Origin of the sequence: Citrobacter sp. CK185 (genome assembly GCF_030333565.1) — a bacterium.
Classification (GTDB): Bacteria; Pseudomonadota; Gammaproteobacteria; order Enterobacterales; family Enterobacteriaceae; genus Citrobacter_B; species Citrobacter_B koseri.
Genome location: NZ_JAOWFR010000024.1, coordinates 186,703 through 209,677, shown reverse-complemented (window position 1 = coordinate 209,677; position 22,975 = coordinate 186,703). Strand labels below are relative to the sequence as shown.

Genomic DNA, 22,975 nt, shown 5'->3' with positions numbered 1-22,975 from the left:
AGTTGTTTATGCACACTGAAACCACCATCACTCTGATGACAGGAGGCCGCCATGTTTCTGGTCTCCCTGGCTGAAGGCTTTATCCACCTGTTCCAGGCCGCAGGCAAAATCTTCCTCGACATGATGACCGGACTTATCCCGATGCTCATCTGCCTGTTGCTGGCCATCAACTTCCTGATGAAGCTGGTCGGCACCGTACGGATGGAGAAAGTCGCCGCCCTGCTCGGTCGCTCACGCATTCTCACCTACGGCGTATTGCCGGTACTCGGCTGGTTCTTTATGAGCAGCCCCGGCGCGCTGACGCTCGGGAAACTCTTACCTGAGAAGAGCAAGCCCGGCTATGAGGATGCGCTCGGCACTACCGCCCATCCGCTCACCAGCCTGTTTCCCCACGTGGTGCCGTCGGAGCTGTTCGTCTGGCTCGGCGTCGCCGCCGGGATTAAGGCGCTCGGCCTGCCCGTCACCTCGCTGGCGCTGCGCTATATCGCTGCCGCCATGCTGATTGGCCTGATACGTGGAATTATCACCGAGTACCTGTTCCTGCGGCTCAGCAAACGGGGGAACGAACCATGATGACCTACTGCGCGCGTATCGTCGCCATCGGCCTGTTTGTCGCCGACGGCCTCACCGACAAAATGCTCATCACCTTCGACAGCAACGGGCCGAAGGACTGTCTGGACTACTCCCTGTCACTGGAGCCGGGCATGCAGGAAGAGAATCTGTTTATTCTGCCGGGCGATACCCTGCTGCTGGCCGGATACAGCTACCTCATTACGGCTGTGGGCAGAGAAGCACAGCAGTCGCTATTTGAGCTCGGCCATCTGACGATGAAATTTGACGGCAGCCTGAATGCCTTCCATCCCGGCGTGGTCCATCTCTCCGGCCCGGTGCCATTGCTCTCAGCCCTGCACGGAGAACTGATGATTGCGGAGGGAAGCCCATGAATACGGTGCTTATTCCTCCCGGTCCCGGCGGCTACGGCAAGGGGCTGTGGCTACCCGTCGCCAGCGGCAAAAAGGTGCTGTCACTGACCGGACGCGAGATTCATCCAGTGGCGATAGAAATCGGCGCGCTCACCGAATCGGAAATCGTGAACGGCTTTGCCGATATTCCGCCGGATAACGACATCCTGTGCGTGGTGATTAACTGCGCCGGGTCCCTGCGCTGCGGCCTGTACCCGCAGAAAGGTATTCCGACCATCAACGTGCTGCCTACCTGGCGCGCCGGGCCGCTGGCGCAGTTTATTACCGAAGAGAACTACGTTTCCGGCGTCACCCCGGAGCAACTGGTTCTGGTGGATACCGCCGAAGCCCCGGACGGTGAACCGGAGTCCGTGCCTGTCGCTGCACCACGGGTTATCAGCACGCCACCACCTGCACGTGGCGCGGAAAAACTGGTACGCATGGTTGAAAAGACAGGTACAGCCGTCGGCCACGTTATCGCCCTGCTGTTCGCCGCCAGCCGTGAGGCGGTGGACGTGTCGCTGCGTAACGTTATCCCGTTTATGGCCTTTGTCTCATTGCTGATTGCACTGGTGCAGGAGACCGCGCTCGGCAGCCTGATTGCCCATGCCCTGACGCCGCTGGCGAACTCGCTGTGGGGACTGGTGCTGCTGTCGCTCATCTGCGGCATACCCTTCCTCTCCCCGGTGCTCGGGCCAGGCGCGGCCATCTCGCAGGTGATTGGCGTGATGATAGGCACGCAGATTGGCGCAGGCGCGATATCCCCGGCCTTCGCCCTGCCCGCGCTGTTTGCCATTAACGTGCAGGTCGGCTGCGACTTTGTCCCGGTCGGTCTTTCCATGCAGGAGGCGAAGCCGGAGACCATAGCGAAGGGCGTCCCCGCGTTTCTGCTGTCGAGACAACTGACCGGACCGCTTGCGGTAATAGTCGGCTGGCTGTTTTCCCTGGGCTTATTCTGAGGACTCAATGATGAACAAAATCAGAGCCTCCGTGGTCGGCGCGGGTATCTACGGTAAACACCATATGAATGCGTACCGCCATAACCCGGATACGGTACTGGTCGCCATCTGCGACACCGACACAGAACGCTGCGACGACCTCGCCATGACCTACGGCGTCATCGGCTATACCCGGCTGGATATCCTGCTGCAGGAGGAAGCCATTGACGTGGTCTCGGTGGCGACGCCGGACCCGTACCACACCGAATCCATCCTCACCGCCCTGCGACACGGCAAACATGTGCTGGCGGAGAAACCGCTCGCCACCTCGGTACGCGAGTGTGAGCTTATCGTGGAGATGGCGCAGCAGCGTGGCCTGCTGGTCGGCGTCGATTTCCACAAGCGCTGGGACCCGGCAGTGATGCGCATCAAAGCTGAACTGGAGAAGCCGGAAGTCGGGCGCATCCTGCGCGGCCATATCAGCATGGATGATGTCATCAGCGTGCCGACGGAGTGGCTGAACTGGGCGGGCGCAAGCTCCCCGGTGTGGTTTCTCGGCTCCCACTGTTTTGACCTGGTGCGCCATCTTTCCGGCCAGGAGGTGGTGTCGGTGTACGCCGTCGGACAGAAGCGCCTGATGGTCGAATGCGGTCTCGATACCTTCGATAGCGTGCAGAGCCTGCTGACGATGGCCGACGGCAGTTCGTGGGTGGTGGAAAACTCGTGGGTGCTGCCGGAAGGCTTTCCGAAGGACAATGACGGGCGCATCGATATTCTCTGCGAGGCAACCTATATCCGCAGCACTTCACAGCATCGCGGGCTGGAAATCACCACGCCGGGCATGACGCTCACACCCAACAGCTATTTCATCAACTACCGCAACGGCGTTGCCAGCGGTTTTGGTATCGATCCGATTAATGATTTTGTACGGGCCGTCAGGAACCAATCACCGTACCCGGTAATGGCAGAAGACGGACTGGCAGTCAGCCGGATCTGCGAGGCGGTGCATCGCAGTCTGGAGAGCGGGAAACCTGAAAATCTATAATCAAACGGCGCAGGGCAGCTCCCTGTGCCAGTTCCATATGATTTTGCTAATTCTACTCACTGGTCTATCCACTCGTCAGGCTTTGGCCCGCAGATATATTAATGTTTTCCATCCTGCCGCAACAAAACCCCACACACGATTGTATGTTTTTTAGTCATTAAAGTGAATTGAGGTATTTTATGGCTATGACCTTTTTCACCTTCCTGCCAATAGTATCATGCTAAACCTCTCATCTATGTTTATTGCGCCAATAATAGTCAACAAGTATTTCAAAAAAATCCCAAGCAAATTATAATGCTGGAGTTTCATAATGTCCCTTTAAAAACCATTTTAAGAAGAGCTATTATGTCCCTCCCTACAAATTTTAATGATATTCTTCGTGTTTTTGAAAAAGATTACGATACAGCCAAAGAAGATAATGCCCTAAGTGCTCGCGGCCAATTTCTGCAACTTTACCCCCTTAATCGCCTAAAAAAAATGACGCTTGATGACTATGTCATCGGCAAAGGTACAGCTTCATTTTGTGCTTATGTTGAAGTAAAAACCAGAACATGGGCAAATATGCAAGGTGCGACGGCGCTCAAATTTGGTATTTATTATGGAAAATCAAAATCAGATCCAACCGTCCGCTATCGTTTTACTCAGAAATTTGGCGATGATGATAGTACTAATAAAGAAGTTTTCGCTAATGTTAAAGACGCTTTACTAGACCTAATACAGTCAGGGAAAGAATTAGATTTTAGAGCGATTGACGAGAACCCCCTATCCCAAATGTTTAAGGCTAAAATATTGAGCCTTTACTTCCCAGAACACTTTATAAACATTTGCAGCAAAGATCATCTTAAAGATATTGCTATGGAAATGGGTATAAAAGAGCAACAGTTTATTAGTAAATATCAACATTTGTTATTCAAGAAAAAACTAGAGCATAAAATCACCCGAAACTGGAGCAATCCAAAATATATGTCCTTCCTTTATGCCCAGTTCATACGTAAGGATCTTAGCAGCGCTCCTGCTGTGATAGTTAAAAAACCACAAAAAAGAAACCATCCCGAAGTCAATTTCGTAGAAATAACGGAAAATCGTGATTTAATAGGCAAAAAAAGCGAAGAATATGCATTAAACTGGGAGAAAAACCGCCTAATCGGTCTCGGCTATTCAAAACTAGCTGAGGAAATAGATGATCGCCGTAATCGTCCAACTTATGGTTACGACTTTCTTTCTTTTAATGCCCCAGGTGATGAGCGATACATCGAAGTTAAATCAATTGGCCGGGATGGAAAAGAGGGAGCATTCCGTTTTTTCCTCTCAGGAAATGAACTCACCGTTTCTAATTTAAGTAACCACAGTAAAAACTATTATTTTTATCTTGTACAGTATGGAAAAGATGGAGAGCCATGCAATCTATTTGTAAAACATGCTCAAGATCTTTACACTAATAGTGAAATGTCCCCTTGTGCTTACGTTGTTAGGTTCGATCTGGAAGAACCTGCTTAATAGTTTCGACAACCTCCGGCTCATAACTTTAAAAGTGTGAAATCAGGCGCAGATTCACCTGCGCCTTCACCTCAGTGATGCTGCAACAACACCTGCGAAATCTTCCTCGCTTCACCTGCCGGATCCGCCGCATGCGTGATCGCAGATCCCACAATCACCACATCCGGGCCTAACAGCGCATAGTCCTTCACCGTCTGGCTACTGATGCCACCTGCCACCGCAATCCGGGCCTTCCGGCGCGCCTTCAGCATCGTTATCAAATCATCAATCGGCTTGCGCCCTGCCGCCTGCTGGTCGGTGCCGGTGTGTACCGCCAGCATATCCGCGCCCGCCTCTTCCAGCATGCGAACCCGCGTGGGCAGATCGTCGACGCAGATCATATCCACCACCACCTGCTTTCCAGCCTCCTTCGCTGCGCGAATGCAGGACTGGATTGTTAGCACATCGGTGACGCCTAACACCGTGACATAATCTGCCCCGGCGTCGAAAAGCATCTGCGACTCAAAATGGCCGCCATCCATAATTTTCGCATCCGCCAGCACTTCCTTATGCGGGTATTTCTCTTTAATGGCTTTAATCGCGTTCACACCTTCCCGAATAAGAAAGGGGGTTCCCACCTCAATAATATCAACGTCCTCAACCACCTTATCAATAAATACCAGCGCTTCAGGCAGGGTTAACTCGTCCAGGGCAAGCTGTAATTTCATGTTGGTTTCCTTGTATCGAATGACTATTCGAGGTTGGCGTGTAGCGCAAAACCTTTGGTTAAGCGATATCCCGTCGACTGGGCCAGATTCACAATCATGGCGTCGCCCAGCACCATGACCGCCTCTTCAAACAGGCTGCCGCCGGGCAGAATACCTTTCACATTCTCAGGTCCATTCGGCAGTTTGTCGGTATAGGCCGGGATCCTGATCACCACCTTCGCCAGTTTCCCCAGCGTGGACTCGGGGAAAATGGTCAGCAGGGCCACTGTGCCGCCCAGCGTCTTCGCTTTTGTAGCCACATTCACCAGCGAAGCCGTTTCACCCGATGCGCTGGCCAGCAGCAGCAGGTCGCCTTCTTGCAGCGCAGGCGTCACCACATCGCCGACCACATGCACCTTCAGGCCAATATGCATCAGGCGCATCGCAAAAGCTTTCAGCATCAACAGCGAACGCCCTGCACCAAAAACAAATATCACGTTCGCGTCAGCGATGGCCTGCTCCAGACGCGCCAGCGCAGCACCATCAATCCGCGCCATCGCCTGATACAGGTCAGTACAGGCGACGCCTGCAACAGATTGCGTTTCCATCATGCGTCCTCCTGACAGAGCGGGAATAAATTATCCTGATACTCAAGCATCCCCATGATTTCCCGGACATAGTTATCGACATGCCCCAGAAAGTGAAAACGTTCCGGCGCGGCGCGGTAGCGCTGATAAAGCGGCGTATCGAAGGTGATGCCAAGATGCGGGTTCTCTTTGACGGTGGCGAATTTGATGCGCGGAATATGCGGGTAGTAATGATTCTTGCGCACACACAGTTGCCCGTTCTCCTTCACGATGTAGCAGGCCATACCGTGGTAAAACTGCACCGTGTCGTAGTGAACCGCGCAGGGTTTATAGGCCAGGTTGCTGAACACCAGCGGCCCGTCGCCAATATTGATGGAGCAGTGGCCATAATTCGGCGGCACGATAATGCTCTGCCCCTCCTTCACGACGGCCACGATAAGATCGTCTACCACCAGCTCCTGCGGCGCGACGGCAAAATCCGGCGACTTTTGCAGGATATATGCCGCCGTGCCCTTAATCACCTCATACACTTCCGGATGGGTGTTGCGCCGCGTGTCGTTATAACCGTGGTAATGACCGCTGGTTTTCTTGCGCTCCTTGCCAATCGTTCCCGGCATGATGATGGTGATGTCATATTGGTATTGGTCGGCAGCAAGCCGTTCCTGATCCTCCGCAAAGCTGAGCCCGCGATAAACATCGTAAGCCAGTTCATCACGCTGCGCTTCGGTGAATTCCGGTAAAACCACCGCCATCTGCCCGGCGCTTTTGCGACCAAAGCCGAGATAGTTTAGCGGCGGTTTCAGCGCCATTACGCCATCATCATCGAGATACAGCGGCAGGCCGCTGTGGTGTAGCTGTTTCATTTTGCCTCCTGTGTATACGCGTTAGCTGCGCGGATCGCCTCTTTCAGCCGATCGGATTTCATGCCAAAGACGCTTTGAATGTTGTTCCCGACCTCGACGACGCCCGCCGCGCCAAGCTGTTTCAGCAGCGCTTTGTCCACCAGCGTCTTATCCGTTACGTCAATGCGCAGACGTGACATGCAAGCTTCGATGCTGGTCATATTCCCCAATCCGCCATAGGCCAGAATGATGCCGCTCACCAGGTCATTCTGTTCGTTTTCCTGCGCCACAGTGCTTTCTTCGACTTCACGCCCCGGCGTCAGCAAATTCCAGCGGCGAATGGCAAAGGTAAACAGGACGTAGTACAGCGCTCCCATCACCAGCCCGACCGGGAACACCATGTACCAGTGAGGCGCGCGCGGCAGAACGCCAAAGAAGAGATAGTCGATAAGCCCGCCGGAGAAAGAGAGCCCGATGTGTACGCTGAACCACTCCATCAGCAGGAACACCAGCCCCGCCAGGACGGCGTGAATGCCATACAGCACGGGCGCAACAAACAGGAAGGAGAACTCAATCGGCTCGGTGATACCGCAGACAATGGAGGTGATCGCGCCAGAGAGCATAATGCCCTTCACCCGCGCTTTGTTTTCCGGGCTGGCGCAGCGGTAGATCGCCAGCGCAATCGCCGGAATACAGAACATCTTGATGGGCGTCAGCCCGGCCATAAAGGTTCCGGCGGTAATCGGCACCTGATCTTTCAACTGGGCAAAGAAGATAAGCTGGTCGCCATGCACCACCTGCCCGGCTTTGTTCACGTACTCGCCAAACTGCAGCCAGAACGTCGGCCACCAGACATGGTTAAGACCAAACGGGATCAGCAGCCGCTCGACAAAACCGAACAGGAAGGCGGACACGCCCGGGCCCTGCACCGTCATGGTATTCGACAGGCCATTAATCAGATGCTGAACCGGCGGCCAGACCACCGCCATCACCAGCCCGACAAACAGCGCGGCGAAGGAGGTCACTATCGGCACAAATCGCTTGCCGGAGAAGAACTCCAGCCACGAAGGAAGCTGGATGCGGTAATAGCGTTTATACAGCCAGGCGGCGATAATCCCGATAATGATGCCGCCAAACACGCCGGTCTGCAGCGAAGGGATGCCCAGCACCATAGTGTAGTCACGCACCTGCGCCACCGACTCGGGCGTGATCCCCAGAAACTGGCCGATGGTGACGTTCATAATCAGAAACCCGGCGATCGCCGACAACCCGGCAATGCCCTGATCGTCACTAAGCCCTACCGCCACGCCGACCGCAAACAGCAGCGGCAGGTTAGCGAAAATCGCACTGCCCGCTTCTGCCATCAGCTTCAGCACGTGAACCAGCCAGTCAGCGCCGAGAAACGGCAGGCTGGCGACAATATTGGGATCCTGAAAGCTGACGCCGAAGGCCAGCAAAATACCGGCGGCAGGCAGCATGGCAATGGGGATCATTAACGATCGCCCGATGCTTTGTAACATTTGCAGAAGGTTGAATCTTTTCATCTCGATCTCCTGAGCGCGTCTTTATGACAGGGATTCGCACAACAGCAGGTTCTGCTCCGAACACCTTCAGTATCCGAACCGGAGGTGATTAAAAAAACAGCAATCAAAGACGAAAGTTATTTCCGGTTTTCGCTTAAAACCGGAAAATTTATGAGGGTAATCACGCCGGAAACCGTCAGAAAGGGATAAAAGAGGAAATCACGTTCGGCGGGAGGTCATCATATGAGTATCTTCGAGGCGCATTTTCGCAGGCTGCACGCCCGCTACGGCGCATGTCAGACACACGAATTACAGATGCAGGAGATCGCCGCCATCTTCGGCTGTTCGGTGCGTAACTGCCGAATTGCGCTGAAAAAGATGCATCAGGAAAAATGGCTCGACTGGCAGCCGCAGCGCGGGCGCGGTAAGCGCTCACGGCTCCACCTGTTAACCTCGCCGGAAAAGCTGTTCAGCCAGAATGTCACTAAGCTGCTGGAGAAACAGGATTACGGCAACGTGCTGCGGTTTATCGGCAACGACAAGTATCTGCTGGATCGCCTGAGCCTGTGGCGCTTCGGGGTACAGGATAAAAGCAGCGAAACGCGGGTGCGCATCCCCTACTATCGCAATCTGGATCCGCTTAACCCGCTCGTCCCCCTGCGACGGACCGAACGCCACCTCCTGCGCCAGTGCCTGAGCGGGCTGACGCGCTATGATGCCGTTCAGGGCAGGATCGTCCCCGATATCGCACACTACTGGACCCACAACGACGACTTTACCCGCTGGGAGTTCTGGCTGAAATCCACCGCCCGCTTTGCCGATGGCAGCGAACTGGATGCCAGCGCCGTTCAGCGCTGCCTGCTCGCCGCCAGCCAGAGCCCGCAGTTCGCCCCGCTTTTCAGCCCAATCAAAGCCATCACCGCAGACGCCCCCTGGCATCTGGTGATTGAAACGCATCACCCGGTCAGGCGGCTCGACTGCCTGCTCGCCACCCAGCCGACGATGCTGTTTGATTACCAGCACGGACACATCCGCTGTACCGGCGCTTTCCACCTGCAGGAGCACAGCGACAACTTTATGGTTTTGCGGCGCAATCAACACTGGCACCAGGCGCGGCCCGGACTGGATGAGATCACCATTTTCACCTGGGCCCCGGAGCATATCAGCATGAGCTTTATCCCCCTGCTACGGGGCGAGGAGGCGCAGGATGACCGCCCGCTCAACGAGCGTAGTCTGGAGCAGGGATGCTGCTTTGTACTGCTCGACGGTGACGGTGCCTTTACGGATGAGGCCGGAAGACAGTTTATCAATTACCTGCTGCAACCTGTCGAACTCCTCAGCCAGACGCAGCTTCCCGACGAATACGCGCGCATCCTCTCCGTGGCTCAGGGCATGCTGCCGCAATGGAACCACCGCCCGGTGGATTTTGGCGGGGTCACCGCGCCGTTTAACCTGCGTCAGCCGGTGATCATCAGCACCTTTCAGCAGCCGGAACTGGTGGAGCTTGCCGGAGCGATTCGCATCCTGCTTGAGCGCTGGCATATTCGCGCCGAAATACGGATCGACGCATTTGACAGCTTTAACAGCCAGCCGCGCCCCCCTGCGGATATCTGGCTCAGCAACTTTATGCTCGATACCCTTTCGGTTCCGGCGTTTCTGGAATGGCTGGCTTCCACCACTCTGTTTACGCGACTGCCTGAAGCCCAGCGACAAAACCTGAACGCCCTGCTACCGACCATTCTGAACAGCGATGATGAACAGGCGTTCGCCACCATTGCCGCCATTTTCCATGAGATGACCCACCAGCGATATGTCATTCCTTTGCTGCATCACTGGATGGAATTTGCGACCGAGAAGTCATTTACCTGGCGGGATTTAAATACGCTGGGATGGCCGGATTTCAGCCAACTTTGGCTCGAATAATGCTACGCCCGCAAAAGCTCGCTAAAGGGCCTTTAAAGGCCTTTAAGGGTAAGGGAGAGAAGTATGGGATTTGGGTTAGGGGAACGGTAGACAAATTCAGCCCTCACGACTGAGACTGTTCAAAAGCCACTGTACTATAGTGCGACTGCACCAGACCCGAAGGGAAGCTGCGGCTGGATAATAGCGTCAAATCGATATCATGGGGCAGTACTCCAAACAGCGGTTTTCCCGAACCGAGCAGGACAGGAACGGTAGTGATAACGATATCGGCGACCAGACCTTCGCGCAGGAACGACTGTATTAACTGCCCACCATCGATATAGACCCGATGCACGTTCTTCTCCATCAGGTCAGCAAGAACTTCCTTTGGCGTGTGGCATGAAAACTGCACTTTCCCCTTCAGCGCCTCGGGCACGGGGGTATCGGTTAGCTGCCGGGAAAGCACCAACACGGGTCGATCATAAGGCCATTCGTCAAAAGTCAGCACCTTCTCATAGCTGCCTCGCCCCATAATTATCCAATCTTTGTCCGCGATGAATTCGGCATAGCCATGATCTTCTGTCGGGTCATCGCGCTCCAACAGCCAGTCGATATCTCCATCCTCTCGAGCGATATAACCATCAAGACTGACCGCGATGAAAACATGTGTGGTGACCATTAAGTGCTCCGTATTCAGGTTGCATATATCTCGTTGAGTTTAGCAATGTCCGCCCCAGGCACGAAGCGAGCAACTTACCTAAGCTGAAGATCTGCTGTGAGCGAGCTGCGGACATTGACATATCTGTTAAAGTGAATGGTTCCTTTTGCAGGGATACTTACAATTCCAGTAATCACTGGGTCAGGTCAGCCTGAACGTCCAATGCATTCGAAAAATGAACCTAGCGGAGTACAGGAATGTGGATTTTTAGTGGTGGGCCGGTGGTAAAAGGCTGCATGGTGGTAATGATCTGGTTGGTTGTAATCGTTACCGTTCTTAACTGGATAGTTGATTTGATTATTTGGCTTAAGTCGTAACTTATTGATAACTGAAGTGGATAGATTGACTCTTACGACCAGTTAATAACTGGTGAGAACAGCAGAGATTAATTGCAATCAATGTGCAGGCTGATTTTTAACCAAGAAAGAGTGATCCACAGTTTCCCACTCTGCATTGTGCCGTGCCGGTATTCAACGCCCTGCTGGTCAACGCCATACCCATGTTCAAGTAATGGGCTGTTAAATAAAGTCTGGCTAGTTCTGACACTGAATGAGTCGCCCCTGTCGATCACCAACACACTTTCTCTGGCAACCAGTTCACCATCACTATATTGCTTCAGTTTGCAGTATTCAGCAGCTTGTAAAGTTCCGGTATAGGCGAGCAGCAATATCAGGGTAATTATCTTACACATATGAACCGTCCACATGACAATCTGAACATATAAATTATGGACAGAATAACCTTAACGTCCAAAGAGCTCAGGGTTAAATGTGTAAATAAACAGCAGAATGTCCGCTCTTGGCACAGAGCGGACCAACCAGCTGGTTGTCAGGTCCACTTTGATCGAAGAGCGGAAGTTAAAGCCACGATGCCAAATTTATCCCGCAATATAAACCCGCCCCACAAAATGGTTTACAGCCCTACCGGGGTAACAACGCTCTTGACACTTACTGCCCACGGAGAGCCCCCCAGAAACTATCTTGGGATGTTGCAATTTCCAGTGGGCCTGTTGTGTGCCCTCCCCTTTTAGAATAGGTTCTTAGTTAGTCGCACATTTTATAAGATCCAAAATTGGGGAAATATAGAGTGTCTCTTCAACAACTTTTGTTTTCTTAAAATGTTCAGAATGAAACCTCAAATGTTTTTCTAGCGTATTCGTCCAAGAGCTATCTTTTAAATTTCCTTCAACCTCAATAATTTTCTCAAAACAGAATATCATTCTGGCCACGTACCAAACATATTGGTCATACATAGGGTCTCGCTCCTGTCGACAATCTGCACTATAACCTTTAGAAAAATGAGGGTTCTCCATCGCTAGTTGCAAATATGCCTGGTAGGCCGTATCTGCAATGGTTTTCTTAGCGATTTCTTTGTTTTCACTGATAGTTGATTTGGCAACTAAAATTGCCCAAATAGCAACCCCAGCACTTACAAATGGAGAAGCAATCGTAGCTAACTTAACTAATGTTTCCATGTAAACCCTTAATGTTTTCGATTAAACCCAGCAGGTTGGGTTTTGGTTTTTTTATATTCTTTAATCTTTCGTCTAAATGCTGCTAAATCTATATCAGCAGTACTAATTGCTATTTGACCAGTCCCATGAGCATGAGAAATCAATTTGTGGTGTTTCTCTTTGTAGGGAGCCTGCATCGTTGAACCACCATATTCTCCAGTGTTCGTAATAACAACATGCTGATACATATGCCATTGTAGAGCTGAAGCCATATTATCAAATGTGTCTACATCTTTATTGTGTGCGGCAATGACAAACATATCAGTCAAATCTCTCAAATCCGCAGCAAGTTTTATATCTGTCGCGTCGTAACAAATCGCACCAGTTAATTTAAATGGTCCTTCGGGGTGACCCTCAATAGAAATAATATGTTGAGTGGGCCGATACCCCTGGACACCTAGAGTCACTTCACCACTGGTCATATGATATTTCCCTTGATCTCGAACACGCCATTGAGTCCCAGACTCTGAAGAATCTGGAATAATCCAGCGAGCTTTGTTAACTATTCGACCATCTTGTTCACAGAACACAAAACCGCAAAAAATGATTGATCTTGTTCTAAACGCCAATGCCCTTACTATATCTTCATCTTCTGGGTGAACTGCCAATTCTGAAAAGACAATAAGATCAGCAGTGCTTGTATAATCTCTAGAATCAGTTTTAAGTTTTGCATTTAATGTCTGTTCCGTTAGCTTACAAATTTCCGCAAGATGTTCTCTGTGCTTCCAACGCACATCAGGATTATCCAGAGTCACATCAGAAGGGTGAAAATCATTATCCTTAGGAAATAATTGCTGAACCGTAACAATTCTAAAGTAGTTAGAAGCCAATTCAAGTCTTCTGACAACAGTGGGTAAGGTTGGAACATTAGATGAAGTGCAAATTTGCGCATTTAAATATACTAACCTTTCCGACAAGCATTTTTTAAAATCACCAAGGCTAGTAATTGATAATATATCTTCTTGGTTTATGTATGAAGAAGAAAAACCTGGCCATTGTAATCCATGCTGAAGAAAACTTGCAAACCAATCAGTTATAGTCCCATATGAACCCACTATCGACTCAGGTGTATGCAACATCCCCATACGTCGCTTGTAAAATTGAGAATGGATACCACGATAATTATCTAGTTCGAGCCTTAAATCATTTCGCTGGGTATAATCTACATCGCCTAAAGCAGCACTTCTTAGCACACTACAAACCCAATAAATTTTTCTTTCATCATTATTTAGGTTTTGTTTATCTTTTACCAACCACTTCGGACTTTCATAGCGCGGGTCTTTGGCTATTTTATCTATCGAGCACGAAATAATAGCATTTGAGCGCCATAATTCAGTCCATGATACTGAATGACCGTCTAATTTCACTTTTATTTCATGTGGAGAATACTGCTTTCCATTACGTTGCCATACGCTTTTCTCTGTATCCTCTAAAAGATTAACTAATGCTATACCTAGTTTGAGAAGTGCATGCTCGTATTTAAATGGATTATCCTTGAAACTGATCACTGATGAAAGATACTGCTCCAAACCATTTGGTTTTGACTCATTTTTTGGTATAGCCCACCTAAATTTGTTAATCCTAACTTTATCTTGCGCCCTAACAAATTCTTTCCATAGTACATTCCAAAACTTACCACCACTGAATGCAAACTTCGCGACAATGGAGTCTACAGCATCATTACTATTTATATGAGAAAGTAGAAAGGCAACATTTGCTTGGTAATCTTTACTAATCTGAGCAGATAATTCAAATAAGTATCCATCGTTACGACTCAACGGTTCCAAATGTTTTTTAATTAGAACATGTTGAAGCTTTGAAAGATCAGAAGAAGATTTATTACTAGCTATAAATGGCTTATTAATCACTGCAAGATAAAATAGCGCTTGCTGATATGCGTAGTTTGGAATAACGGATTTACAAGAAAGAAGTTTATGGGCAAATGTTGTAACTTCACTTATCAATTTCTGATAATCAGATATATACTCTGGGGATAGTTTTCGATAGATATCAACGATGCTTCTAAATATATCAGAAAGAAGATATAACATGATATATTTATCACATTTATCGCTATTACGCTGTATTCTTGGAAAAATAATATCCAGAATGGTTCTGTAAGCATCTAGATTAGGATTAATGGCTATCGCTTTTCGAAAAATAACCATAATTGATGGATCTTTCAACCAAGATTTTAATAATTTTTTTGCAATCAGTGCTGATTCATTATCAAACTGTTTTCTTTCCCTAGGTGAAATTAGCTTGCTTTTTTTAGCCAAACTTGTTTCCAACCTATGGGCGGAAAATCTACGTAAAGACTCTACTTTTATCGACTTGTCACTATTAAACCCAGAAAACAAACCATCAGAATCATCTAAAAAATCATCTTGTTCAGTTAGTAATATCTGTTGAAGCACCGGTATATTATTATCGAGTCCATTACGTTCTGGGATGCTCGAAACTCCTACTTCATTCTGGATTTCATTGATTCGATTTGTAAGTCCACTTCCGTTATCAATATCTGAAAGTCTCAATACATAAGTTTTCCTATCATTAATCTTTAAATATTGTTTGTTATCTGACTCATTTTGTTCTAATGTTTTATCGAGAACTCGTTGAACTAACTCATGAATAGATTTCTTAATTTCTTCATCTGTTAGCGCCTCTCCTGAAATCACCAATCTAATATCATCGACATATCGACAATAATCATGAAGTATAATTTGGCCACCATCTATCTCAGCACGAAGTTTAGTGGTTAAAGCTTCATCAAAATCAATTAAATATGCATTAGCCAAAGCTCCAGCAGATGCTAAACCTTGGGGGAGTCCAACGTTTTCTTCTATATCCAAATCTTTAGCTAAAGATAAAGAGTCTTCAGACCACTTCCACTTTAAAACTTTACTCGCTATATTCCAAAATTCATCCCCATTTATAATTTTAGAACCATAATGTTCAGAAGATATTTTCTTAAGTTTGTCTAAAAGAGTATTTATTTTTATTGACCCAAAAAAATTTTTCAAATCCAAACTAATAATATATACTTCATCAATCCCACTAATTTTATTTACAGTTTCCCGACCAATATATATAGGTCTTTGTAGAAAACTTCGATAATCGGAAGAGAATTTCCTGTAATACTCACTGCCTCCCCAACGAAATCTTGCCCTTTCATTTTCCCAATCACAGATAAGTCTATTTCCGTAACTAACAACCTTTTTCTTTACATGCTCAGCATAGCCAAGTTCATGCAATGAACAGTCTTTCTGTCTCGTTTCTATCGCATCAGCAAGACACATGGTTACTGCTGTAGCAAAAGACTGGTCCTTAATAGCGATATTAGCTAAAGGTCTTAGTTTTCGATCATGTTTATTAGTAGTCCACCTCCCTTTATTAAAGAACCAACTTGATCCTTTTGGAGCTGGTATTAACTCAATATCGCTCATAAATAGAGTATTACTTGCAACATCACTTGACCAATTAGCAACCTCATCACTAATATCAAATGCACACTTGTCTAATGCTAAAAGGTCTGCATACCAATTATGAGTTCTGACAAAACGATCTGTTTTTTTCCAAGCTAGCCCCAAAATAAATGAGTCCTTAAGGTACTCTGGTTTAGGTTCGAGATTGTAATACTTCTTATTAAGTAGTTTCATTTTTTCTCAACTTAATCTTAAGCGCTCTTATTCACTTCAACTACAGCAGTGACATTCAGTGTTTGTATTTTCCTAAATAGCTATACTACCGTTCCTTCATCGAAGAATCTACGGTAAATGTCAGAGGTTTTGTGTTATCAAAGGGCTACCTTCCTGATACATCAGACGCATTTTTTAGGTCATAAAGTATGATTTTTCGTAACGATGCCATATAGTGGTCACAAAAATTGACCACCGAGTTAAAATTTTCTAGTATCGTTCCTCCGGCTCGCTTGGTAGTAATGTAGTTTCCCTCGATAAATCCATAAGTGAAATTTTCATCTAATATTGTTTGAGTGGTTCGATAAAAAGATCGAGTGTCACTGGCTGTCAGACCTCTGCCATTACCATATAAGCCAAGGATAATACCTAAACGAAGCCATCAGCTTCCGTTTCTAGTACAAAGCAGAAAGAAAACCCATAACCATCAGGAACCTCACATACTCCTTCTGCTCAAACCTTGACGTCGATCCACATGTCGTCAAAACTTCCCGCCCGATTTACTCCGCTTAATAGCCAGAATATCCCCACTATCGTTCAACGCCCCCGGAAAGGTTTTCAGCCATGCCTTCAATTTGCGCTGATTGATGTGCGCGATGCTCATGCCTTCAATACAGCCCCAGAGTTCGCGGGTGTTCTGTGGGGTGATCACGATGCAATCTTTCATCACGCGGACTTTAACGGGCATGCCGTCGATAAATCCGGCTTGAGAGAGCCATTCTCCACCAAGGTGGACGGCGCGGCCTTCAACGAAGGAGTAAAACTCGCAGTGGGTGAAATCAGGTACGATAGTTTGAGTGAGGGGTGTCGCCATCGTGGCAGCCTCCGATAAGTGATATTTTCTCTCTCATTGGTGGCTAAACCAGACGGGGTTAGAACGACCGACTCATCGATACTGGCGCATCTTTCAATGCCCCCGCTAGCCCACCATTGAGATGGTGACTGTGCATACGACATGAAATTGCGTTGACTCGCTTTTATGTCGTCGATGAAGTTAGTTCAGGGTTCCAATCCCGGCACCTGATTTTGCAGGTACAACAATAAGATACTGCGCTTAACTGGGTATGCATCCCCAATAGAATGGTACCAACAACAATTAAAGTGAAAATCTATAAATAGCATAACTAATTGTATTTGATCTGTTCCCCATTGATTACCTCGGATGATATTAGCAACGCCTGCTTCTGGCGCTACGAGGACGGCTAGCAGGAGTACGAAGGCCGTTATAAGCAAAGTGTGAACATAATTTTCATCTCTACTGTTTATAGTGACGCTGACTGGATGCAGGGTGTCGCAGGAGGGATGCTGCGGGGCGTATTGGACGTCGCACCAGTTCCCCTCCGCAGTTCGGGCACTGGCCATTAAGCCGTTGGGTCACGCAATCGACGCAAAATGTGCATTCGAATGAACAGATGTATGCCTCTTTTGATTCAGGTGGCAGATCTTTATCACAGCATTCGCAATTAGGACGGAGTTCAAGCATGGTGCTCTTTTATTGTTAAAGGGACATCATTGGCTATACCAAAGGTCATCTACCCGTATCTCCTTCTGCGATAGATGACGTAATTGTTTTTCACGTGTATTAGATGAGCATGGCCTACAGTCTGGAAAATTCAAGAGTGTGAATTATCCGACAGAAACACTCACTTCCGGAAACGAACGACAAGCCTGTAGCGTCCACCAGAACCTAAACTAGCACGGAGAATCCTGCTCCCAACAATCTTCCATATCAACATCATCGCCACTCTTTTTGCGCCTTCCCCTTCGCGAAAAAAACAAAAATCTCCAACAAACTCAACCAGCTCCCCCACCAATTACAAGGACGCCAGCCCGGACAGCGGCAATAAAAACAGCCACTTAAGGACACTGACCAGACAGTGCGCAGACCGAGAAAAGACAAAAATATACACGTGAAGTGCACGTGCACTTTAAAAGAACCCCAGACCTCACGGTCTGGGGTTTTTCTATTTGTAACTAATGGTAACAAAAACACATCACCATTTCGCGCTCCGCTCACCTTGACACTGTTTATTTTTACAGTAAAAATACTGTATGCAATCACAGTGTTTTTCCGGGGGGCTTTTATGTTCGTTGAACTGATTTATGACAAGCGTAATGTCGAGGAGCTACCGGGCGCAAGAAACATCATTCTTAACGAGCTGACAAAGCGCGTACACCGGATCTTCCCCGACGCCGACGTGAGAGTTAAGCCAATGCAGGCTAACGCATTAAACAGCGACAGCACAAAGACCGAAAAAGAACGACTTAACCGTATGCTGGAAGAGATGTTTGAAGAAGCCGATATGTGGCTGGTGAACGAATGATGAGCATGGACAACATGATTATTGCCAGGGTAAGAATATATTTCCCGCCTGGCACCGAACTCCCTGTTCCAACGCCTGAATCCAGGACATTTGCCATCGTCAGCAAAGACCTGACTGGACATCTGGTGCTTGAGTACAAAAACAGGCAGTAGGTTCCTGTACTGACCCGGCTTTTTGATGATTCAGCACATGCTATTTCAGCTATAACAAGCCTGAGCAAAAAGACGTGGCATTAATACTTAAAACACATTGATCCGTCATGCCGGGAAGATACAATCCACGGCGGCTGGCAACCAGTCTATATTCGCACGCCAACTGTCCGCACCATGCTCTTCCATGCGGCGTGGTTGCTACTCTATTAATTCTACTGATGAGAATCTTGCTGTAGATCGCATACGACCTTGCCGCTCTCACCACTTTCACAGCCTTCCTGTTACGCCATATAAAGCAACTCGATTGGGAATTTCCAGTTACTGACGCAAATACGGAACATACAATCACATACACATCTTTACATTTGGTGGTTTTCATGAATACTACTAAATGATTATGTTAACACGATGAAATTCAACGGATGAAATATGAATATATTTGAACAAACTCCACCAAACCGCAGGCGTTATGGCCTGGCTGCATTTATTGGGTTAATCGCTGGTATCGTATCAGCATTTGTTAAATGGGGCGCTGAAGTACCTTTGCCACCCCGCAGTCCGACTGATATGTTCACTGCTGCATGCGGGCCGGAATCATTAATCAGGGCTGCCGGGCAAATTGACTGTTCCCGCAATTTCCTGAATCCCCCTTATATTTTCCTTCGTGACTGGATGGGGCTTGCTGATCCTAACGCTGCCGTCTACACCTTTGCCGGGCATGTGTTTAACTGGGTTGGTGTAACACACATCATCTTTTCGATTGTCTTCGCAGTGGGTTACTGTGTTGTTGCTGAAGTTTTCCCCAAAATTAAACTCTGGCAGGGTTTGCTGGCTGGTGCGCTGGCACAGCTTTTCGTCCATATGATTTCCTTCCCTCTCATGGGGCTGACTCCACCTTTGGTTGACCTTCCATGGTATGAGAATGTATCCGAAATTTTTGGACATTTAATCTGGTTCTGGTCCATCGAAATTATCCGTCGGGATCTGCGCAACAGGATTACTCATCAACCAGACCCGGAGATCCCTTTGGGAACAAGCCGGTGACAAATTCTTAATGTGGTAAAATGGCGCAAACACAGCGCCATTTTTTAGTATCCATTTACTGAACTCCTGAGTTGCCTGTTTTAATCTCTCGCTAATCCCCTCTTCCCGGCCCTGACATTCCTGTTCTGTGAAAAAGAGAATAAACCACTTTCCATCCGTGCACCCGAATGTTCTTAATATCAAGGAGGAGATTTATGTCTGGTATCTGGGTCTGTTAAATAACATGATGAAAACCCGCGCACTTCTTGCATTGCTTTCCCTGAACATTTAAGCAGCCCACCGGCACCTTGCCGATTAATACCTGTAGTGGTTTAGGGATGCCCCCTCCGGGCACAAAGCGGCCTGAACGAAGGGCTATCAGGTCTGCTATGGGCGACAAACCTACAGCTTCCATTGAAAGCATCAATCAATACGCAAAACTCCCGCCCCTGACAAACTCAACCACCTCCCCCATCAAGTCACACTGCCACCAGGACAACGTTGTTGCTCCTGCCCGGAAGAGTTGTGTTGCTGCTGCCGTAACACGATGTTAGCATTTGGCAATCAAGACGCTTAGATGTCTAAAAACTCCATTCCTGACCCCGAGAGAGGCTAAAAGGAAGATGACAGATAACCTGCAACTCACACAACTGGTCGAGACCTGCCGCTGGATAGGGGCAAAAGGCTGGGCTCCCGCTACTGGCGGCAATATGTCTGTCCGCCAGGACGACGCATTTTGCTGGCTCAGCGAGTCGGGAAAAGATAAAGGCAACCTGACTACCGACGATTTTTTGCAGGTGGAAATCGCCACCAGTCACGCACCGTCCGGTCGCAAACCATCGGCGGAGACCGGGCTGCATACCCTGATTTATCGCCTATTTCCCCAGGCAAACGCGGTGTTGCACGTCCACACCGTCAACGCCACGGTGCTCTCGCGCATCGTTAAAACGCCGGAGCTATATATCAGCGGTTTTGAAATGCAAAAGTCGCTTAGCGGGCAGACCACCCATCTTGATACCGTCTGCGTGCCGGTGTTCGACAACGACCAGGATATCGACGCACTGGCGTCACGTATTGCGCATTACGCGCAAGAGCGTTCTCTGAATTACGGTTTTCTTCTGCGCGGTCATGGCTTAACCTGCTGGGGACGCTCAGTGGAGGAGGCCCGCCGTCATCTGGAGGGGCTGGAATTTTTATTTGAATGCGAAATGCGTTTGCGACAACTGGAGAGATTATGATTCGCGCGATTGTGACGGATATTGAAGGCACCACCAGCGATATCCGTTTTGTTCACAATGTTCTGTTCCCCTATGCGCGCGAGCGGCTGGCGGCGTTTGTCACCGCCCGGCAGTATGCCGAACCGGTAAAATCAATTCTTGATAATCTGCGCAACGAGATTGCCCGGCCGGACGCCAGTACCGCAGAACTTATCGAAACGCTTTTCGCCTTTATGGATGAAGATCGCAAATCAACGGCGCTAAAAGCCCTGCAAGGTATTATCTGGCACGATGGTTACGTCAATGGCGACTTTACTGGTCACCTCTACCCGGACGTTCTGCCAGCGCTGGAGAAATGGAAAGCACAAAGCATTGATCTCTATGTTTATTCCTCCGGCTCAGTCGCGGCGCAGAAACTGTTATTTGGCTATAGCGACGAAGGTGATATTACTCATCTGTTCAGCGGCTATTTTGATACCCATATCGGCGCAAAGCGAGAAACGCAGTCATACCGCAATATCGCGTCGTATATCGGCGTCGCACCGTCGCAAATCCTGTTCCTCTCCGATGTATATCAGGAGCTGGACGCCGCTGAAGAGGCAGGTCTTCGCACCCTGCAACTGATTCGTGGCGAGGGTGATGGCGCCAGCCGCCACCACCAGGTACATCAATTCGACGACATTAACCCGGAGCAGATCCTTTCATGAGCGCATTGACTATTTATTCCGATAAAGACGCCAGCCAGCCCCAGTGGCACAGTACCGACGCCGCAGAGATCGCCCAACAGCTCAACGCGAAAGGCGTCCGCTTCGAACGCTGGGTTGCAGACCGCGACTTAGGCCAGGCTCCCGCGCCAGAAACGGTGATCACCGCCTATCAACATGCGATTGATAAGCTGGTTGCTGAGAAAGGCTATCAGAGCTGGGATGTGATCAGCCTGCGCGCCGACAATCCACAAAAAGAGGCGCTGCGTGCAAAGTTTCTCAATGAACACACCCACGGCGAAGATGAAGTGCGCTTCTTCGTTGAAGGCGCAGGACTGTTTTGCCTGCACATTGGCGACCAGGTTTACCAGGTGCTGTGTGAGAAAAACGATCTGATTTCAGTGCCCGCCGGTACGCCGCACTGGTTTGATATGGGCTCCGAGCCAAACTTTACCGCGATCCGTATTTTCGATAACCCGGAAGGCTGGGTGGCGCAGTTTACCGGCGATGCCATTGCGGATGCCTATCCGCGCCTGCTTTAACGATCTGGCCGGGCGACGCTATTGTACGCCAGGCCTGCTCTGCATCAGGCCGCCTCCGCCCTGAAAACCCCCTTCGCCACATCTTCTGGCGTCACCACACCGCTATCCAGCACCCAGCCGCTAATCAGCGCTGCTGGCGTCACGTCAAACGCCGGGTTATAGACCTGCGCATTTTCCGGCGCCCACTGTACCGCGCCAAAACTGCCCGCCACGCCGGTGACTTCTCCTGCTGCGCGCTGCTCAATCGGGATTGCGTCGCCATTCGGGCAGTGGGGGTCCAGCGTGGTTTGCGGCGCGGCAACGTAAAACGGAATACCGTGGAATTTCGCCAGCACCGCCAGCGAATAGGTGCCGATTTTATTCGCCACATCGCCATTTGCGGCGATACGATCGGCCCCGACCCACACCGCGTCCACCAGCCCTTTCGCCATCAGGCTGGCAGCCATTGAGTCGGTAATCAGTTGATAGGGGACCCCCAGTTCACCCAGTTCCCAGGCGGTGAGCCTGCCGCCCTGCAATAACGGGCGCGTTTCATCCACCCAGACATTTTGCACGTTGCCCTGTGCATACGCGCGGGCAATCACCCCCAGCGCCGTCCCCGTGCCCGCTGTCGCCAGCCCGCCGGTGTTGCAGTGGGTCAGCAGACGGCTGCCCGGCTTCACCAGTGCACTTCCCGCACGCGCGATATCGTCACAGAGTTGTTTGTCTTCATCGATCAGACGCAGCGCTTCCGCCGCCAGCGCCGGAACAAAGTCTTCTTGCCTCAGCGCCTGCTTCATGCGATCGAGATTGTTCATCAGATTGATCGCCGTCGGGCGCGCAGCGCGCAGCGTTTCCAGCGCTATCGCCAGTTCATCCCGGCGATGGCCTGACTCCGCCAGCAGCGCCAGTAGCAGACTGGCGGAAAGACCAATCAGCGGCGCACCGCGCACGCGCAGCGCGTGAATATGCCCCACCAGCGCTTCTACCGTTGAGGCATCCAGCCAGCGTTTCTCCTGCGGAAGCGCCTGCTGATCGAGAATAAATAATTGATTATCCGCCACTCGCAGGCTGGTCGTCTGTAATGTCTGCATGTCGTTAATTCTCTGTTGCGTTGTTGTAT

General features: G+C 49.5%; 21 protein-coding genes and 1 pseudogene. 11 read left to right on the top strand and 11 right to left on the bottom strand.

The genetic code is table 11. From position 1 onward, the window contains the following. The first annotated feature begins 51 nt into the window (after window positions 1-51). The 5 genes from srlA to OGV79_RS12160 all read left to right on the top strand — a co-directional run bounded on the left by srlA (window position 52) and on the right by OGV79_RS12160 (window position 4,442). On the top strand, window positions 52-573 hold the full coding sequence (srlA, locus tag OGV79_RS12180; protein WP_048232518.1) for a PTS glucitol/sorbitol transporter subunit IIC: 522 nt from the start codon (window positions 52-54) through the stop codon (window positions 571-573). Then, a complete protein-coding gene (locus OGV79_RS12175) occupies window positions 570-944 on the top strand; it encodes a PTS glucitol/sorbitol transporter subunit IIA (RefSeq protein ID WP_200076254.1) in 375 nt (124 codons plus the stop codon). Before srlA ends, OGV79_RS12175 begins: the two co-directional genes overlap by 4 nt. Next, window positions 941-1,921 carry a PTS glucitol/sorbitol transporter subunit IIB gene (gene srlE, locus OGV79_RS12170; RefSeq protein ID WP_200076255.1) on the top strand — a complete coding sequence of 327 codons (981 nt, stop codon included), beginning with the start codon at window positions 941-943 and terminating at the stop codon, window positions 1,919-1,921. Before OGV79_RS12175 ends, srlE begins: the two co-directional genes overlap by 4 nt. Window positions 1,922-1,931: 10 nt before the next feature. Further along, window positions 1,932-2,945 carry a Gfo/Idh/MocA family protein gene (locus OGV79_RS12165; RefSeq protein WP_286468488.1) on the top strand — a complete coding sequence of 338 codons (1,014 nt, stop codon included), beginning with the start codon at window positions 1,932-1,934 and terminating at the stop codon, window positions 2,943-2,945. A gap of 294 nt (window positions 2,946-3,239) precedes the next feature. Further along, window positions 3,240-4,442: a protein NO VEIN domain-containing protein gene (locus OGV79_RS12160; protein ID WP_200076257.1), complete on the top strand. Its 1,203-nt coding sequence runs from the start codon at window positions 3,240-3,242 to the stop codon at window positions 4,440-4,442. Between the two features lie 71 nt (window positions 4,443-4,513). On the opposite strand, the gene hxlA is transcribed toward OGV79_RS12160, so the two are convergent. From hxlA to ptsG, 4 genes are read right to left on the bottom strand one after another with little or no spacing between them, the layout of a single operon-like run. Beyond that, window positions 4,514-5,149: a 3-hexulose-6-phosphate synthase gene (gene hxlA / locus OGV79_RS12155; RefSeq protein ID WP_200076258.1), complete on the bottom strand. Its 636-nt coding sequence runs from the start codon at window positions 5,147-5,149 to the stop codon at window positions 4,514-4,516. A gap of 23 nt (window positions 5,150-5,172) precedes the next feature. Then, a complete protein-coding gene (gene hxlB, locus OGV79_RS12150) occupies window positions 5,173-5,736 on the bottom strand; it encodes a 6-phospho-3-hexuloisomerase (RefSeq protein WP_200076277.1) in 564 nt (187 codons plus the stop codon). After that, entirely contained in the window at window positions 5,736-6,578 is an 843-nt protein-coding gene (locus OGV79_RS12145) for a glucose-6-phosphate isomerase family protein (protein ID WP_200076259.1), read from the bottom strand. Before OGV79_RS12145 ends, hxlB begins: the two co-directional genes overlap by 1 nt. Next, on the bottom strand, window positions 6,575-8,101 hold the full coding sequence (ptsG, locus tag OGV79_RS12140) for a glucose-specific PTS transporter subunit IIBC (protein ID WP_032453765.1): 1,527 nt from the start codon (window positions 8,099-8,101) through the stop codon (window positions 6,575-6,577). The genes OGV79_RS12145 and ptsG overlap by 4 nt, the downstream gene beginning before the upstream one ends. A gap of 222 nt (window positions 8,102-8,323) precedes the next feature. Here ptsG and OGV79_RS12135 point away from each other — a divergent pair, with 222 nt between their 5' ends. Next, a complete protein-coding gene (locus OGV79_RS12135) occupies window positions 8,324-10,003 on the top strand; it encodes an SgrR family transcriptional regulator (RefSeq protein WP_200076260.1) in 1,680 nt (559 codons plus the stop codon). Between the two features lie 103 nt (window positions 10,004-10,106). Here the strand turns inward: OGV79_RS12135 and OGV79_RS12130 are convergent, their stop codons facing one another. The 6 genes and pseudogenes from OGV79_RS12130 to OGV79_RS12105 form a co-directional block, all read right to left on the bottom strand. Further along, on the bottom strand, window positions 10,107-10,661 hold the full coding sequence (locus tag OGV79_RS12130) for a dihydrofolate reductase family protein (protein ID WP_163389650.1): 555 nt from the start codon (window positions 10,659-10,661) through the stop codon (window positions 10,107-10,109). Between the two features lie 424 nt (window positions 10,662-11,085). Continuing rightward, window positions 11,086-11,391 (bottom strand): hypothetical protein, encoded by a 306-nt coding sequence (locus OGV79_RS12125; protein WP_126290928.1) that lies wholly within the window; start codon window positions 11,389-11,391, stop codon window positions 11,086-11,088. 348 nt (window positions 11,392-11,739) lie between these two features. After that, on the bottom strand, window positions 11,740-12,174 hold the full coding sequence (locus OGV79_RS12120) for a restriction endonuclease (RefSeq protein WP_163389649.1): 435 nt from the start codon (window positions 12,172-12,174) through the stop codon (window positions 11,740-11,742). An 8-nt stretch (window positions 12,175-12,182) separates the two neighbouring features. Continuing rightward, window positions 12,183-15,872, bottom strand: coding sequence for an RNA-directed DNA polymerase (locus tag OGV79_RS12115; RefSeq protein WP_275055589.1), 3,690 nt, complete (start codon window positions 15,870-15,872; stop codon window positions 12,183-12,185). A 520-nt stretch (window positions 15,873-16,392) separates the two neighbouring features. Beyond that, window positions 16,393-16,644, bottom strand: a pseudogene (locus OGV79_RS12110) (SymE family type I addiction module toxin); the annotation flags it as partial. A 522-nt stretch (window positions 16,645-17,166) separates the two neighbouring features. Continuing rightward, window positions 17,167-17,394 carry a DUF1272 domain-containing protein gene (locus OGV79_RS12105; protein WP_163389248.1) on the bottom strand — a complete coding sequence of 76 codons (228 nt, stop codon included), beginning with the start codon at window positions 17,392-17,394 and terminating at the stop codon, window positions 17,167-17,169. A 601-nt stretch (window positions 17,395-17,995) separates the two neighbouring features. On the opposite strand from OGV79_RS12105, the gene OGV79_RS12100 reads away from it, so the two are divergent. The 5 genes from OGV79_RS12100 to OGV79_RS12080 all read left to right on the top strand — a co-directional run bounded on the left by OGV79_RS12100 (window position 17,996) and on the right by OGV79_RS12080 (window position 21,873). Then, entirely contained in the window at window positions 17,996-18,235 is a 240-nt protein-coding gene (locus OGV79_RS12100) for a DinI family protein (RefSeq protein WP_286468460.1), read from the top strand. 581 nt (window positions 18,236-18,816) lie between these two features. Continuing rightward, window positions 18,817-19,431 carry a YagU family protein gene (locus OGV79_RS12095; RefSeq protein ID WP_024130867.1) on the top strand — a complete coding sequence of 205 codons (615 nt, stop codon included), beginning with the start codon at window positions 18,817-18,819 and terminating at the stop codon, window positions 19,429-19,431. Between the two features lie 602 nt (window positions 19,432-20,033). Continuing rightward, a complete protein-coding gene (locus OGV79_RS12090) occupies window positions 20,034-20,648 on the top strand; it encodes a methylthioribulose 1-phosphate dehydratase (protein ID WP_047461809.1) in 615 nt (204 codons plus the stop codon). Further along, complete coding sequence (gene mtnC / locus OGV79_RS12085; RefSeq protein ID WP_198448570.1) at window positions 20,645-21,334, top strand: acireductone synthase; 690 nt, start codon at window positions 20,645-20,647, stop codon at window positions 21,332-21,334. The genes OGV79_RS12090 and mtnC overlap by 4 nt, the downstream gene beginning before the upstream one ends. Continuing rightward, complete coding sequence (locus tag OGV79_RS12080; protein ID WP_012134737.1) at window positions 21,331-21,873, top strand: 1,2-dihydroxy-3-keto-5-methylthiopentene dioxygenase; 543 nt, start codon at window positions 21,331-21,333, stop codon at window positions 21,871-21,873. The genes mtnC and OGV79_RS12080 overlap by 4 nt, the downstream gene beginning before the upstream one ends. 44 nt (window positions 21,874-21,917) lie before the next feature. Here the strand turns inward: OGV79_RS12080 and mtnA are convergent, their stop codons facing one another. Beyond that, complete coding sequence (gene mtnA / locus OGV79_RS12075) at window positions 21,918-22,946, bottom strand: S-methyl-5-thioribose-1-phosphate isomerase (RefSeq protein ID WP_049011880.1); 1,029 nt, start codon at window positions 22,944-22,946, stop codon at window positions 21,918-21,920. Window positions 22,947-22,975 lie beyond the last annotated feature (29 nt).